Genomic DNA, 15,394 nt, shown 5'->3' with positions numbered 1-15,394 from the left:
CTAGCAGCGCATGCAGTTAACCAATGGCGCGCAAATGCCAGGTAAAGCACTCGGCCAGGTAACGCGCGGCCGGGCCCAGCGGTTCGTCGCGGCGCCACACCAGTTCCACCACCAGCGCGGGCGGCACCCACTCGCTGTCCAGCTCCACCATTTGTTGCTGGTAAGCCGGGTACTGCACCACATGACGCGGCAACCAGGCCCAGCCCAATCCGCGCATCAGCAATTCGGCCATCACATAGAAACTGTCGGCGCGCCATATCTGCGGGCTGATGGCATCGCCACCCGGGTAGCGGCTGCTTTCCAGCGCCACCAGCAATTGCCGGTGGCGGGCCAGTTGCTGGCGAGTCACCCGCGGTTCGGCGGCCAATGGATGATTCACCGAGCACACCGTGACCATCTCCACGCTGCCCAGCGCCCTGCGCTCCAGGGCCGCCGGCATGTGTTCGTGGTGGAACAGCAGGCCCAGGTCGGCGCGCCGCTCCACCAGCTTGCGCGCCACATCGCCCGGGGCGCTGTTGGCCAACTGCACCTCGACGGCGGGGTATTGGCCGGCCAGTTTCACCAGGCTGTCGAGTACTGGCTGGTACGGCATGGCTTCGTCCTGAGCCACGCGCAATTTCGCCTCCTGCCCCCGATGCAGGGCCAAGGCACGGCCATCCAGGCGCTCGCACTGACGCAACAGCTCACGGCCCTCCTCCAGCAACGCCCTGCCCGCTTCGGTGAGGTGCGGCTGGCGGCCGCTGCTGCGGTCGAACAGGGTCACGCCCAAATCTTCCTCGAGCATGGCAATGGCACTGCTCACCGCCGACTGAGCGCGCCCCTGCTGCCGCGCCACTGCCGAGAACGAGCGCTGTTCGGCCACGTGCACGAACAGTTGGATCTGCTCCAGACTCCATTGAATGGCCATTGCAACCTATCTCCCATGGCGATAGGTATTCACTTTACCCCATCTGCGCAATCACTAGAATGCGAACCAACTTCAGAGGGTTCAACCATGACTGCCTACTACTTTCTCGCCATCGCCATTTGCTGCGAAGTCATCGCCACCACCAGCATGAAAGCTGTGAAGGGCCTGAGCACGCCATTGCCACTGGTACTGGTGATCTGCGGTTACGCCATTGCGTTCTGGATGCTGATTCTGGTGGTACGGGTGATCCCGGTCGGCATCACCTACGCTATCTGGTCGGGCATGGGCATCGTGCTGGTGAGCATCGCTGCGCTGGTAGTGTATGGGCAGAAGCTGGATATGCCCGCCGTCGCTGGCATGGCGCTGATCCTGCTAGGCGTGGTGGTGATCCAGCTGTTCTCGAAAACCGCCGGGCACTGAGTCTGTATACTGCAGGTCTGTTTTCGCCTGTGAGGTTGCTTGATGTCATCCGCTATTTCCACTGACGTGCTGATTGTCGGCGCTGGCATCGCCGGCCTGTGGCTCAACGCCCGCTTGCGGCGCCTGGGTTATTCGACCGTGCTGGTGGAAAACGCCAGCCTGGGTGGCGGGCAGAGCCTCAAATCCCAGGCCATCATCCATGGCGGCGCCAAATATGCGCTGCACGGCGCCCTGACTGGCGCCAGCGAGGCCATCGCCGACATGCCACGGCGCTGGCGCGAGGCGCTGGCCGGCACCGGTGAAGTAGACCTGGGCGGCGTGCGTGTGCTGTCCCAGGCGCACTACCTGTGGTCGCCGGGCACGCTGGCGGGCAACCTCACGAGCTTCTTTGCCAGCAAGGCAGTGCGCGGCCGTGTCGACCAGGTCAAGGGCAACGACTTGCCACCGGCCCTGCAAGACAAGGGCTTCAAGGGCAAGGTCTATCGCCTGGCCGAGCTGGTGGTCGACACCCCCGGCGTGATCGAGCGCCTGGCGCAGCTGGGCGGCGACGGCCTGCTGGCCGGCGAGCGCCTGGAACCGCTGCAGGAAAACGGCCAACTGGTGGGCCTGCGCGTTGATGGTCGCGACATCCGCGCCCAGCGCGTGGTGCTCAGCGCCGGGGCCGGCACCGCCGACCTGCTGGCCAGCCTGGGCATCGACCAGCCCGCCATGCAGCGCCGCCCGCTGCACATGATCCTGGCCAAGGGCGCCAGCCTCAAGCCGCTGTACGCCCACTGCCTGGGCGGCGGCACCAAGCCGCGCATTACCGTCACCACTCACCCCTGCGCCGATGGCCAGTGGGTGTGGTACCTGGGCGGCGACATCGCCGAAGCCGATGGCGTGGCCCGCACACCGGCCGAGCAGATCGCCACCGCGCAAAAGGAACTGGGCCAGCTGCTGCCGTGGATCAACCTGAGCCAGGTGCAGTGGGCCACCCTGCGCGTGGATCGCGCCGAGCCGGCGCAATCAGGCCTGGTGCGCCCCGACAACGCCTTCCTGGCCGAACAGGGCGCGCTGTTGGTAGGTTGGCCGACCAAGCTGGCCTTGGCACCGGACTTCGCCGACCGCGTCATCGCCAGCCTGGAGCGCGACCACATCAAGCCGGGCAGCCATGACCCGCTGCCCGCCCTGCCGCGCCCGCCCTTGGGTCAGACGCCGTGGGAGCAACTGCTGCCATGACCGTTGCCACCCTGCACGACCTGCATCGGCCCCTGGGCAGTACCGGCCTGAGCGTGTCGCCCCTGGGCCTGGGCACGGTTAAACTGGGCCGCGACCAGGGGGTAAAATACCCCAACGGCTTTACCATTCCGGACGATCAGCAAGCGCGCATGCTGCTCACCCAGGCTCGTCATTTGGGCATCAACCTGATCGACACCGCGCCTGCCTATGGCACCAGCGAAACTCGCCTGGGCCCGCTGTTGCGCGGCCAGCGCCAGGACTGGGTCATCGTCAGCAAGGTGGGCGAGGAGTTCGAAGCCGGCCAGTCGCACTTCGACTTCAGTGCCGAGCACACGCGATTCTCCGTGGAACGCAGCCTGAAACGCCTGGAGACCGATTTCATCGACCTGCTGCTGGTGCATTCCGATGGCAACGACGTGCACATTCTCGAGCACACCGGCGTGTATGAAACGCTGGCGCGCCTGAAGCAGGAAGGCAAGATCCGCGGTTTCGGCCTGTCCGGCAAAACCGTCGACGGCGGCCTCAAGGCGCTGGAAACCGGTGACTGCGCCATGGTCACCTACAATCTCAACGAGCAGGGCGAACGCCCGGTGCTGGACTACGCTGCCACCCATGGCAAAGCCATTCTGGTGAAAAAGGCCCTGGCCAGCGGGCATGCCTGCCTGAGCCCCGGCATCGACCCCGTGCGCGCCAGCTTTGAGCTGCTGTTCGCCCACCCGGGCGTTGCCAGTGCTATTGTCGGTACCATCAACCCGTTGCACCTGGCCCATAACGTGGCCACCGCAGCCGCTGTCATTCGCGGGAGCTGAAACACCCGGAGCCGCCCACGCGGCCGACCCCGACGCAAGAAGGAGCCGACATGCCGCGTACGCTGATAAGAAAAAACCCCAGCAACTTCAAGACCCTGCCACTGTTCGTCGAAGCCACCCCCGAAGGGCTCAGCTACCAGAGCATCGGCATGCCGCTGAACTTCGCGCAAACCCTGCAACGCCGCCGCCCTGTGGCGGTGGACGACACCCAGCGTTTCAGCCTGGAACTGGCCAACCTGGGTGTCTCGGTGCGCCTGACCCTCACCTGGCAAGGCCGCGACTACTGGATTCTGGTGCGGCAGCGCCGCCAGGACCGCGGTGACGTGGTGCTCAAGCTGATCTCCGGCTACGTACCCGCTCACGAACTGAACCTGCCGCTGCTCACCGCCATCCAGGAAGTGGCCGAAGAATGCCTGCTGGAAACCACCGAAGGCTGGCTGATAGGCCGTTTCAACGACACCTGGCTGCCCACCCCCTACACGGGCGCCCTGCACTATCGTGACAAACTGCCGTTCAAGCTGCGCCCCTTGTCGGGTGCAGCGCTGCCTGTACGCAGTGGCAGCCTCAACCTGATCGAACGCCCGCGCGCCTACGTGCATCTGCCCACTGCGTCGCTGCAACTGGTGTATGACTTGCAGCTGGAAGTGCCCAAGGAAGCCAAGTCCCTGAGCCTGTTTCATGTGGATGAGCGCCTCGAAAAAGACCAACTGGTGGCCCGTCTGGACCGCAGCAAACCGGACCTGTACCTCATGCCCCTCAAGGACGGCAAGCCGTGCGCCGAGCTGTACATGCTGAAGAAAGGCCAACTGCATGCGGCCAGCACCCGTGGTGTGTGCCTGGCAGAGAGCTTTGCGCCGCAGGAAGGCTGGGTGGTGCGCGAGGAGCGCATTCGCTGGAAGGATTGGGTGAGCCAGCAGGGGCTGGAACCGGTGAAGAAAAAATCCCGCTCCAAGCTGACCCGATTGCGGGTCAAGGCCCGCCAGTTGGTGCGTCTGGTGCGCGGCGGCCTGCACAAATAGGCAGGCGCACCTCGATCAGGCCTCGACGCGATCCTTCAGGCGCTTGTCGCGCCAAGTACGCAGCCGGGCGAAAAACTGGAAGTAGCGATTTTCACGCCGCCCCATGCCACGCTTGGGCGAGAACGATTCTTCGGCGAACTCGCCGGTGATGCGCACTCGGGACGCGGTGGTGTCCATTGTGCAGACCTTGGTGCCAGCCTGCTGCAACACCCACTTGAGCAGCCGCTCGGAATGCAGTTTGCGCCCGGTTGCCTCGCAGAACTGGAAGATCTGTTCGATGCGCTTGCCGTAGGCCCTGTAGGCATCACGACCACAGATGGCAAAACGATCGTTCAGACCACCCCACCATTGCCACTCAGGGATATACACGTTCAGGCGACGCGCCTGCGCACGCTTGAATACGTAGGCGGGAAGGGGCGTGTGGTAAAGGATATCGGGCCGCGCGAAGACCACGAAGTCAGGGTCGAAGGACTCCATCATCGCCGTGACCTTGTGCAGCGAATTGAGCTGATAGATCAGGTTGCGCAGCGAGGCAAAGTCGTCCGCCCAGGTATCGCCCTGAGCCTTCACGCGCGCGAAATCCCAGCGCTCCAGCACGCCGTCGGTCGAGTCCAACACCCCGGTCATGGCCTGGAAGGCATCGTAGTTGTCACCACGAAGCTCACCCTGCTCGCCCGAACGCAGGTTCCGCACCTCATCGATCTTGTACAGGTGATAGAAACACTTCACCTCGCTGTTGGCCGGCAACTGCGCCAACAGGTTTTGCTCAATGGAGGGAAAGCAGATTTCGGAATTTCGCGGAATACCAAAGAATGCCACTGCAACTTTCAACACGTCACGCCACCCCGGAAAATATTCGACACACCGACCTGCTTCAGTGGCAGGCCTCTATTTATGCTTGAACCACCGCTGCCACCAGGGGCGAGACTGTAGCTTGATACGGGTAACGTCCGAGTTCAACAACCACTCGCGCTCGTAGTCCCAAGCGTGCCCGCCCCACAACTTACCCGCCTCGTTGGAAAAACCCAGGGTCGACAATTGGTAGTGATAACCGGCATGGCGGCGCAGCCAGTCGAACAGCACCAGGGCATTGAAGCCGGTGGATGGCCCCACATAACGCTTGCCGTTGGGGCGGTCCACCGGGTAGTTCCACAACGGCAGCAAGGGAATGCGCTCGCGCAGCAAGGTAACCCGTGGCAATGGCGACATGGCCGCGGTGCAACCCACCAGTACGGTAAAGCAGCGCGCGGCCGGGTGGTCGAACAGGCTCATGGCCGCAGGCCCGTAGGGCAGGCCGAAAAAGTAAGCGTCGGGGGCATTGAAGCCGTGCACGAACACATTAGTGCAATAGGGGCTGAGCAGCGCCGCCTTGATGCAGGTGTTGAAACTGACCACTACATCGCCAGCGCCCAAGGCCAGTGCTTCGATGTCAGCCTTGCGGATGGCCGGGTTATTGGCCACCAGCACTACCCGTGTAGCACCGGCCAGACAGGCCTTCAACTCGTCGGGCAAGGCCGCGAAAACATCCTGGTCACCACCGGGCTGCGCATCCAATGCCATTTCGTTGCAGGGTCCGTCCTGAGGCCGTTCCATTCAGCTCGGCACCTTGATCCCGTGACGCAGCATGACCAGCAGCCGCGTCACGGCCGAGGGCATGGGCCAGGGACGCATTTCACGCTGGATGGCTGCGGCCAGGTCGGCGCCCACACGGGCGAACGAGTAGCGGCTTTCGGCGAACGCCTGGCCATTGCGCGCAATGCGCTCGGCCAGTTGCGGATCGTTACGCAGCATTTCCAGTTTTTCCACCGCCTCGTCTTCGGAACGGTAGAACACCATGTTGTGCATGTCTTCGAAGCCCAGCAAGCGATCCTCCTCGCCCTGGCTCCAGGCCAGCAGCACGCAGCCACAGGCCATGGCTTCGAAGTTCTTGATCATGAACTCGCCCATGCCAATGTCGGCGCTGACAAACACCTTGATGCGGTTGAGCGTCTCCAGGTATTCGGCACCCGATTTGGTGCGGGCCACCAGCATGCCGGTGCGCTCGGACAGAGACTCGAGAATGGCCTTGCGCTGCGCGTATTCCTTGCTTTTAAGGCTGCCCAGGAAGCCGGCGGGAATATCCCGGGGGCCTTGCAGATTGTGCAGCATCTGCTCGTCGTAGCCCTTGGACACGAACACCGCATCAATACCCTCGTCTTCCAGGCGCCGCGCCACCACCGCGCCAGACACCAGCACCCGGCACCATGGCAGGGCCGAGTAAAGGCGCGAATAGGCACCTTGGTACTTACTGCTGGGCATGTAGTTCTGGTATGCGTCATGCTCCAGGAAAATCAGCCCTGGAATGCATTTGAGCACGTTGAGTTGCGGCGCCAGGCGCTTGACCCGGGAAAAGATCACAATCCGATCAAAGTCCTGGTAGTCCACCGACACCAGGAAAGGGCCCAGCTTCATCTGCTGCTCTTTGCTCAGGCGGTAGACAATACATTCATCACAGTTCTGTTGGACGATCTCATACAAGCGATCCAGGATCACTCGCTGTTCGTCCATCACCAAGAGCATGACTTTCATATATCGATTTACCACATGACAAAAATAGGAAACCCGTCGGCAGGCGCCTGGCGGAACTCAAACTGCGCGCCGGACAGCTACCCACGGGAAGCAGCACACTCAACCGTTGAAGCCAGAAGGCCGAGCTTCACCGTCCCGCACCCTCAGTCAGCGGCTACGGATTTTTTCCACAATGGCAGTCGTGGAGCTGTTTTCAACCAGCCCCAGCACTTTCACGGTACCGCCGTAGGCCTTGACGATGTCGGCGCCTACCACCTGGTCCACCGAATAGTCGCCACCCTTGACCAGCACGTCGGGGCGTACGTGGGTAAGCAGGTTTTCCGGCGTGCCTTCAGCAAAGCTGATCACCCAGTCCACCGCTCCCAGGCCGGCCAGCACGGCCATGCGCCGGTCAACGCTGTTGATCGGGCGGCCCGGCCCTTTCAGGCGGCTTACCGATGCATCATCGTTCACCGCCACGATCAGGCGGTCGCCCTGGGCGCGCGCCTGCTCAAGGTAAGTCACGTGGCCGGCGTGGAGAATGTCGAAGCAGCCATTGGTGAAAACGATCTTTTCCTTATGGGCGCGAGCGTCTTCGATGGCCAATTGCAGCTGGTCCAGGCTGAGAACGCCACGCTCCGAGCCTTCTTCGCGCTGGATGGCGCGGCGCAGCTCCGGAGCGCTGATGGCTGCGGTACCCAGCTTGCCCACCACGATACCGGCGGCGAGGTTAGCCAGGGCCACCGCGTGCGGCAACTCCTCGCCAGCCGCCAGGGCCGCGGCAAGGGTGGAAATCACGGTATCGCCGGCACCGGTCACGTCGAACACTTCGCGGGCCCGGGCTGGCAAGTGCAAGGCCGGGTGCTCAGGGCGCAGCAGGGTCATGCCGTGTTCGCCACGGGTGACCAGCAAGGCGCCCAGCTCCAGCTCGCTCATCAGTGCCGCCCCCTTGGCCACCAGCTCCGCCTCGTCGGCGCAACCGCCGACGATGGCTTCGAACTCGCTGAGGTTCGGCGTGATCAGGCTCGCACCCCGATAGATGCTGAAGTCCTTGCCCTTGGGGTCGGCGACAACCGGAATGTTGCGGGCACGAGCGGCCTGGATCAGCGACTGATGGTTTTTCAGTGCGCCTTTGCCGTAGTCCGACAACACCAGCACCTTCACGCCTTCAAGCAACGCATCCACTTCGGCCCCCAGGGCCAGCGGATCGGTGGCGAAAGGTTCTTCGAAATCGATGCGCAGCAGTTGCTGGTGACGGCTCATGACCCGCAGCTTGACGATGGTCGGCTGGTGCGCAATACGCTGGAAATGGGCACGCACACCTGCAGCCTGCAGGCTGTTGGACAGGCTGGTGGCCGCCTCGTCCTCGCCCGTCACGCCAATCAGCGACGCGGGCGCGCCAAGGGCGGCAATGTTCAGTGCAACGTTTGCCGCACCACCTGGGCGGTCCTCGATCTGCTCGACCTTGACCACCGGTACCGGGGCCTCGGGAGAAATCCGTGAGGTACCGCCATGCCAGTAGCGGTCGAGCATGACATCGCCGACCACCAGAACAGGGGCTTGATCGAATCGCGGCATGGACAACTTCATGGGCAACCCACATACAAAATTAACAGGGGCGCGATATTAGCACAGCGAACGTGCTGCCTTCAGAGCGCAAAAACGGCCAACGACTTGTCGAGCTGCGTGGCGATAAACAGCATACTGCTGCTACTGGCCATGACGACGAGCGAACCATAGAGGGGAAAGGCTTGGATATTATTTAGCGTTGGTCAAGGCGCGCAAGCATTTAGACACAATTTAACAGCCTGCGCCCCAATTTGGACCGGCCAGGGCAAGGGCGCCCCGGCCGAACGTTTCAGGTAAAGTCAGCCTTGGCTGGCTCATCCAGCCCCATGGCGTGCAGGCGGGCGTAGTAGCCATTCATGGCCAGCAACTGGCCGTGTGTACCGCGCTCGACAATTTCGCCTTGGTCCATGACCAGAATCATGTCGGCTTTTTCGATGGTCGACAGGCGGTGGGCGATCACCAGCGTGGTACGCCCCTTCATGACTTGGTCCAGGGCCGCCTGGATATGGCGCTCGGACTCGGTGTCCAGCGCCGAGGTAGCCTCGTCGAGAATTAGCAGCGGCGCGTTCTTGAGCAACGCTCTCGCAATGGCCAGGCGCTGGCGCTGGCCGCCGGACAGCAACACGCCGTTCTCGCCCACCGGGGTATCGAAGCCCTTGGGCAACTGGTCGACGAAGTCCTTGGCATAGGCCGCCTCGGCCGCCGCTTCGATGTCGGCACGCGGCGCCCCGGCCAGGTCGCCATAGGCGATGTTGTTGGCCACGGTGTCGCTGAACAGCGTGACATGCTGGGTCACCTGGGCGATGTGGCGGCGCAGGTTGAGCAGGCGGAATTGCTCGGTGTCGATACCGTCCAGCAGGATCTCGCCTTCGCTGTGGTGGTAGAAGCGCGGGATCAGGCTGGCCAGGGTCGACTTGCCGCTGCCCGAACGGCCTACCAGCGCAATCATCTGCCCTGGCTCAGCGGTGAAGCTGATGTCCTTGAGCACCCGGCGCTCGGTGCCCGGGTAGGTGAAGCTGAGGTGACGCACTTCCAGGCGACCGGTGATGTTGTCGCGCTCGATGGTGCCCTTGTCCACTTCCGGCGCTTCGTCCAGTTGCTCGAATATGCTTTCGGCACCCGCCACACCACGCTGAATGGTCGAACTGACTTCCGACAGCTGGCGAATCGGCTTGGGCAGCAGGCCCGCCATGGTGATGTAGGCCACCATGTCACCGGCCGACGCGTCGCCACGCAGCCACAACACCAGGAACATCAGCACGGCCATGGCCGAATAGATGACCAGTTGCAGCATGGGCGTGTAGATCGAGCCGGTACGGGTCATGCGCAGTTGCTTGTCGGTGTTGCTCTGGCTGGCCTTCTCGAAGCGCTGGCTTTCGTAGGTTTCGCCACCGAAGCTGCGCACCACGCGGTAGCCCTGGATGGTCTCGGAGGCCACGTGGGTGACATCGCCCATGGCCACCTGAATCTTTTTGCTCTGCTTGCGGAACTTGCTGCTGGCGCGGGTGACCATAAAGGCGATCAGCGGCAGGATGGCGATCATCACCAGGGTCAGGCGCCAGTTCATGAACAGCAGCGAAACGAACAGGAAGACCACGGTCATGCCTTCGCGGATCACCACCTTGATGGCGTCGGTGGCAGCACCGGTGACCATGGTGACGTTGAAGGTGATGCGCGAGATCAGGTGGCCCGAATTGTGCTGATCGAAATAGCGGTTGGGCAGGGTCAGCAGGTTGTCGAACAGCTGGACGCGCAGGTCATGCACCAGGCCGAGGGAAACCTTGGCCAGGAAATAGTTGCCCAGGTAGGAACCCAACCCCTGCCACGCCGCGATAAAGATGATCAACAGCGGGACCGCCTGCATCAACTGCAGGTCACGCAAGTACGGTATCGATGGAAACAGCACGGCGGCCGGATTGGACAGGCCGTCCACGAAGTACTTGAGGATATAACCCAGCATCGGCTGGGTGGAGGCAAAAATCAGGAAACCGACGATGCTCAGCGAGAACAACCCGATATAGGGCTTCACGTAGCCGAGAAGTCGGAAGTAGATTTTCAAGCTCGATTGGCTTGCGGAGAGACTGGAGTCGGTCATATCACGCGAAGTTTTCAAAAAAAGGACGGTGACTCTATCACAGCTTGCCCCCGGTACCCCTGTCGAACCTTTGCATGGCGACGGGTAGACACAACTTTGCCTAAGGTCATATGACATGGATTGCGTTAGTATTCGAGGCCCTTTGACCGGAAGATTGTTCAGCATGTCATTTCGCAGCAACCACGCCAGCAGTAACCGGGTGTTCGATTTCATTTGCCTGTGGATGCTTCCGATCGGTTTCTTCTTCCTCCTGGCGGGCCTCTATTTCCTGCCTGATCGAAGTGCACACCAGCGCATCTTCTATACGCTGATCAGCATTCCCACGCTGGTGGCCCTGTGCATTCGCCCTTACGAGCTAAAGTTCGTGATGCGCTCCCAGGTGCTGCAGGCCTTCGTGGTATTCGCTGCCTGGTCGCTGATTACCCTGGCACTCACGCCCCACGATGATGGCGTTCGTGGCCCCATCGTGCGGGCCATGCACGTGGTGATGCTGTTCGCCGGTACCTGCATGCTGCTGCGCCATCGCGGTGAACTGGTCAAGCCGGTATTCCTGGGCGCCGCCGTGACGGCCCTCGCCGCCACGGTGTACAACCTCAGCCACTTTGCGCTGACCTACACGCCAGGCGCGCGAATGATCGGCGCCGGGGCGTTCGACAACCCGTTGCTGAGCTCGCACCTGTTCGGTTTTTTCAGTGTGTACTGGCTTTACTTGGCGGTCACCACCACCCGTGGGCGCTTGCAGTGGGCAATCATCCCAGGGCTGCTGATCATGATCGCGGCGGTGCTGGCCACCGGTTCGCGCACCCCGCTGGTAGCCTTGGCCATGGCGGGCGTATGGCTGGCGCTGATGTGCTGGAACCTGCGCTCCATCGTTCTGCTGGCACTGATCGCCGCGGCGGGTGCCGGGGTGGTGATATTGCTGCCCGAGGTGATTCTTGGCCGGGGTGACTCGTTCCGCCTGGAAATCTGGCGCATGGTGCTTGACCTGATTGCCCAGGCGCCGTGGATTGGCCATGGCCTTGAGGCCGACCTGAGCATCGACCCGGGCACCGGTTTCGCGCTCAGCGAACCGCATAACTTCGCCCTGGGCGTGCTCTATTACGTCGGCATCATCGGCTTCGTGCCATGGCTGTTCATGCAATTGCGCGCGCTGTTCGAAGCCTGGCAGCAGCGCCAGGAAGGCCTGATGATCCTGGCCTCGACGCTGCTGATCTACGGCATCGGCGCCGGCCTGACCGAAGGCGGCGGCGTGATATCGCGCCCCAAGGAGCACTGGTTCCTGCTGTGGATCCCGCTGGCCCTGGTGGCCGCGGTTGCCTTGGCGCGGCAGACCAAGCGCCTGTCCGGCATCATGTTCGAACGCCTGGACCAGGCTCAGTTGCAGGCGCTGATGGCCGGCGGCAAAATCATCGAGCAGGACGGTTCGGGGCCCAAGGTCATCATCCTCGGCGACGGCACGTTCCTGAAGCTGTTCCGCAAACGCCGCTGGTACACCTCCGGCAGCGTCATGCCCTACGCCCAGCGCTTTGCCGAAAACAGCATTCGGCTGGCCTATGACGGCGTTGCCACGCCGCCAATCCTTAACCTGTACAGCCTGCCCGCCGGCGAAACCGGGGTGCGCTACCAGCCGCTGCCAGGGCAAACCCTGCGCCAGGCGTTGCAAGGCGCGCCCGACGAGGCCACGCGCCAGACCCTGGTGGAACGCTTCGGTGAATACCTGGCCACCTTGCACGAGTGCGGCATCTACTTCCGCTCCCTGCACCTGGGCAACGTGCTGGTGATGGACAACGGCGAGTTCGGCCTGATTGACCTGGCTGACATGCGCGTGCTGCCCTCGGCATTAAGCATGGAGCTGCGCCGCCGAAACCTGCGCCACATGCGCCGCTACAAGGAAGACCGGGCCTGGCTGTTCGAAGACCACCTTGACCGCCTGATCAAGGGCTACGCGGCCTTGGCGCCCGCCAAGGCGGTGAAGAACATGGAGAAACAGGTGCAGGTGCTGGCCAGCGCCGGCTAGGCCCTGCGGGCAAGGCGCGGCCCGTACTGCACGGGCTCGCGCTCAGCGGTTTTGCGTGTAGGCGAGAAAGGCGTCGATCTGGTCGTTGCACAGCAGCGGCGCGATGCGGCGCAATTCCTCTTCCGGCCAATTCCACCAGGCACTGGCCCGCAACTGCTCGCGCACCTGATCATCGAATCGCCAGCCTATGACCTTGCCCGGGTTGCCGCCAATCATTGCGTAAGGTTCCACGTCTCGAGTCACCAGTGCGCCCGCCGCGATCACGGCACCATCGCCAATGCTCACGCCGGACAGAATGGTGCAACCGGTGCACAACCACACATCGTTGCCGATCACCACGTCGCCGCGGGTAACGGCGTAGCGGTCAATGTGCGCGGCTTGTTCGAACATGACCGGGAAGGGATAAGTGCTCACCCAGTCAGGCCGATGCTCGCCGCCCAGGAAAATCTGCACGCCTTCGGCAATGGAACAATAGGCGCCGATCTTCAGGGTCGAGCCTTCCTGCCAGTCGTGCACGGTCGGCACGCCGTAACTGCCGCGCCCGAAAGCATAGTCGGGGTAATGCAGACGGAAACGTGCAGCGCCACGTTCGAACTTGGGCAGTTTGCGAATCGCACGCTTCGCCCTGCGTTGCTTGAAACTGTCCAACCAGCCCATCGAAAACACTCCAGCAACTGTCAACGTGCCTTGGCCAAGCCCAGCCACTGCTTGCATTTGAACCCGGCCAGGCGCATGAAGCCCCGCACGGTTTTCTTCGACCAGGACTTGAACGGCACCTGGTTCAACAACTCCAGCGCCATCGTCGGATCACGATCGGCCATCTTCAAGAACATCGAATTGAGGAACTTGCAGCGCACCGCCTCGTACTGCGGGTGGTCACTGAACAGCGCATAGATGCGCAGAATACTGTCCGTCATGAACCGGTGATTCTTGTAAGAGTTGGTGGCGTGCTTGCGATAACGCGCCATCAGCACCGGCAGGCCGTCGATGTAGTAACCGGCGCGAGTCACCTTGAGCTCGATGTACAGGTCTTCCAGGCGAATGGAGGGGTCGAAGCCGCCCACCTGCTCCAGGGCCGTGCGGCGAATCATCAGGGTGGGCGCCGGTGGGTAGGGCTTGCGCTCCATGAACATGTCATCGAAGTCCAGCCGGCGGAATGGCACGTCACGGTTCTGACGTTTTTCCGGGTAGGGCGTGCCATCGGCGTACATCAGTTCGATGTTGCCGGCGCAGATACCCACCTCGGGGTACGCCACCATGTGCGTCACCTGAATGGCGATGCGCTCGGGCAACATGATGTCGTCCGAACCGAACGGCACAATCAGCGAGCCTTGCGCCCGGGCGGAGCAGTCATTGAGCGTGCGGGTCAGCCCCTGATTTTGCTGTACGCGGAAGTCGAAGCCATGGACCGCCTGCAGGCGCTGGATACGCTCAACGCTGTCGTCGGTGGAGCCGTCATCCACCACCAGCAACTCGATGTTGGCATACGTCTGGCCAAGCACGCTGAGAATGCTTTCCTCGATGTACGGCCCATGGTTGTAGGAGGCGATGATGACCGTCACACGCGGCTGTTCACCACTCATGCGCAGGCCCCACGCACAGCCTCAAGGCCCGATTCGATCAGCGACAGGTACTCGGCGCGGAAAACATCAATGTCGTGAGTGGCGGTGAGGTAGCCGTAGGTCTGCTCGCCCTTGGCGTGCAGTTGCTCATCCGACAGCGCCAGGTAGTTGTCCAGCGCAGCGGTCAATGAGGCCACATCGGCCGGCTTCACGGCCAGGCCGCCCGCCCCCTCGATCAACGGTTTCATGGCCGGCACATCGGTGGCAATCACCGGCAGGCGGCCACTCATGCCTTCCAGCAGGGCCAGCCCCAGGCCTTCGGCCAGCGAGGGCATGGTCCAGATGTCGAAGGCCCGCACGTATTGCAGCGCGTCCGGCCGGAAGCCCAACAAGTGGGCGCGCCCGCCCAGGCCTAGACGCTGGATCTGGGCAGCAAGATTGGCCTCTTCCTTGCCGGCACCGATAATGGCCAACTCGGCGTCCGGGTACTTGTCCTTGAGTGCGGCAAAGGCCTGCAGCAGGTAGGTATGGCCCTTCACGCGCACCAGCCGGCCAAGGGCACCGATAAGCCGAGACGTGGGTGACAGCCCGAGCAGCTCACGAGCCTTTTCGCGGCTGTGCTGCAATGCCTCGGCCTGCTCGATATCGATGGCGTTGGTAATGGCCCAGGTATTCTGGTCGGTAAAGCCACAGCGGCAATCAATCAGGTACTGTTTGACCGGAGGCGACACCCCCACAAAACGCCAGGCCGAGGTCACTAGGCGCTTAGTCTGACGACGCCGATAGAAACGGTCGTATTCGCCAAAGCCATGGGAGATGCCGATGCACAGCGGGATCTTCAACCAGCGATTCAGCGCCAGCATCATGTTCACCGGCTTGAAGCGGTTACAGATCACAGCATCGAAACGCTCTTGCCGGCAGAACTTGTAGAGTTGCCACATGGCCTTCAGGCGCATGCCCTTGAGCGACTTGTCACTGAACTCGAAGTACACCGAACGATCGGCCTTGCTGATCGCATCGCCTGGCCCGGGGCGGCCGCGCAAGAACGCCTCCACCACTTCATAGCGGCTGGCAGGCAGCGCCTTGACGATTTGCTCGGCCAGGTCGGCGAAGTCATGTTGCTTGACGTTGTAGTCAGGCTGCAGCTGCAGCACCTTGAAGCGCCGATCCATTCAATTGCTCCACTGAAAACACGTATAGCGTCGATAATTCATGCATCTTGCGCCATGAC

14 protein-coding genes are annotated in these 15,394 nt (G+C 62.5%); 5 read left to right on the top strand and 9 right to left on the bottom strand.

What is annotated here, in order from left to right:
* Nucleotides 1–16 precede the first annotated feature (16 nt).
* The gene (locus PMM47T1_RS09840; RefSeq protein WP_008368190.1) at nt 17–907 is read right to left on the bottom strand and encodes a LysR family transcriptional regulator; all 891 of its coding nucleotides are present in this window, start codon (nt 905–907) and stop codon (nt 17–19) included.
* 87 nt (nt 908–994) lie between these two features.
* Between PMM47T1_RS09840 and PMM47T1_RS09835 the strand changes: the two genes are divergently transcribed.
* Genes PMM47T1_RS09835 through PMM47T1_RS09820 form a run of 4 tightly spaced genes read left to right on the top strand, consistent with a single transcriptional unit; the run spans nt 995 to nt 4,373 of the window.
* Nucleotides 995–1,327: a DMT family transporter gene (locus PMM47T1_RS09835; RefSeq protein WP_008368188.1), complete on the top strand. Its 333-nt coding sequence runs from the start codon at nt 995–997 to the stop codon at nt 1,325–1,327.
* Between the two features lie 42 nt (nt 1,328–1,369).
* On the top strand, nt 1,370–2,545 hold the full coding sequence (locus tag PMM47T1_RS09830; protein WP_008368187.1) for an NAD(P)/FAD-dependent oxidoreductase: 1,176 nt from the start codon (nt 1,370–1,372) through the stop codon (nt 2,543–2,545).
* A complete protein-coding gene (locus PMM47T1_RS09825; protein ID WP_008368185.1) occupies nt 2,542–3,354 on the top strand; it encodes an aldo/keto reductase in 813 nt (270 codons plus the stop codon). The genes PMM47T1_RS09830 and PMM47T1_RS09825 overlap by 4 nt, the downstream gene beginning before the upstream one ends.
* Nucleotides 3,355–3,404: 50 nt before the next feature.
* A complete protein-coding gene (locus PMM47T1_RS09820) occupies nt 3,405–4,373 on the top strand; it encodes a hypothetical protein (RefSeq protein WP_008368183.1) in 969 nt (322 codons plus the stop codon).
* A 15-nt stretch (nt 4,374–4,388) separates the two neighbouring features.
* Here PMM47T1_RS09820 and PMM47T1_RS09815 read toward each other — a convergent pair whose 3' ends face one another.
* The 5 genes from PMM47T1_RS09815 to msbA all read right to left on the bottom strand — a co-directional run bounded on the left by PMM47T1_RS09815 (nt 4,389) and on the right by msbA (nt 10,584).
* A complete protein-coding gene (locus PMM47T1_RS09815; RefSeq protein WP_043300896.1) occupies nt 4,389–5,207 on the bottom strand; it encodes a hypothetical protein in 819 nt (272 codons plus the stop codon).
* A 54-nt stretch (nt 5,208–5,261) separates the two neighbouring features.
* On the bottom strand, nt 5,262–5,933 hold the full coding sequence (locus PMM47T1_RS09810) for a hypothetical protein (protein ID WP_443216087.1): 672 nt from the start codon (nt 5,931–5,933) through the stop codon (nt 5,262–5,264).
* A 33-nt stretch (nt 5,934–5,966) separates the two neighbouring features.
* Nucleotides 5,967–6,941 carry a glycosyltransferase family protein gene (locus tag PMM47T1_RS09805; RefSeq protein ID WP_008368176.1) on the bottom strand — a complete coding sequence of 325 codons (975 nt, stop codon included), beginning with the start codon at nt 6,939–6,941 and terminating at the stop codon, nt 5,967–5,969.
* Between the two features lie 147 nt (nt 6,942–7,088).
* Nucleotides 7,089–8,510, bottom strand: a complete 1,422-nt coding sequence (hldE, locus tag PMM47T1_RS09800; protein WP_008368174.1) for a bifunctional D-glycero-beta-D-manno-heptose-7-phosphate kinase/D-glycero-beta-D-manno-heptose 1-phosphate adenylyltransferase HldE — start codon at nt 8,508–8,510, stop codon at nt 7,089–7,091.
* 268 nt (nt 8,511–8,778) lie between these two features.
* Complete coding sequence (gene msbA / locus PMM47T1_RS09795) at nt 8,779–10,584, bottom strand: lipid A export permease/ATP-binding protein MsbA (RefSeq protein WP_008368172.1); 1,806 nt, start codon at nt 10,582–10,584, stop codon at nt 8,779–8,781.
* A 163-nt stretch (nt 10,585–10,747) separates the two neighbouring features.
* Between msbA and PMM47T1_RS09790 the strand changes: the two genes are divergently transcribed.
* Complete coding sequence (locus tag PMM47T1_RS09790; RefSeq protein ID WP_008368170.1) at nt 10,748–12,601, top strand: bifunctional O-antigen ligase/aminoglycoside phosphotransferase family protein; 1,854 nt, start codon at nt 10,748–10,750, stop codon at nt 12,599–12,601.
* A gap of 42 nt (nt 12,602–12,643) precedes the next feature.
* Here the strand turns inward: PMM47T1_RS09790 and PMM47T1_RS09785 are convergent, their stop codons facing one another.
* From PMM47T1_RS09785 to PMM47T1_RS09775, 3 genes are read right to left on the bottom strand one after another with little or no spacing between them, the layout of a single operon-like run.
* The gene (locus tag PMM47T1_RS09785; RefSeq protein ID WP_008368168.1) at nt 12,644–13,258 is read right to left on the bottom strand and encodes a CatB-related O-acetyltransferase; all 615 of its coding nucleotides are present in this window, start codon (nt 13,256–13,258) and stop codon (nt 12,644–12,646) included.
* 20 nt (nt 13,259–13,278) lie between these two features.
* Entirely contained in the window at nt 13,279–14,184 is a 906-nt protein-coding gene (locus PMM47T1_RS09780; protein WP_008368166.1) for a glycosyltransferase family 2 protein, read from the bottom strand.
* On the bottom strand, nt 14,181–15,335 hold the full coding sequence (locus PMM47T1_RS09775; RefSeq protein WP_008368164.1) for a glycosyltransferase: 1,155 nt from the start codon (nt 15,333–15,335) through the stop codon (nt 14,181–14,183). The genes PMM47T1_RS09780 and PMM47T1_RS09775 overlap by 4 nt, the downstream gene beginning before the upstream one ends.
* Between the last annotated feature and the right edge of the window lie 59 nt (nt 15,336–15,394).

This window comes from Pseudomonas sp. M47T1, from assembly GCF_000263855.1.
In the GTDB taxonomy this organism is placed as follows: Bacteria; Pseudomonadota; Gammaproteobacteria; order Pseudomonadales; family Pseudomonadaceae; genus Aquipseudomonas.
The sequence above is the reverse complement of the archived record's forward strand: the minus strand, read 5'-3'. Positions and strand labels throughout refer to the sequence as shown.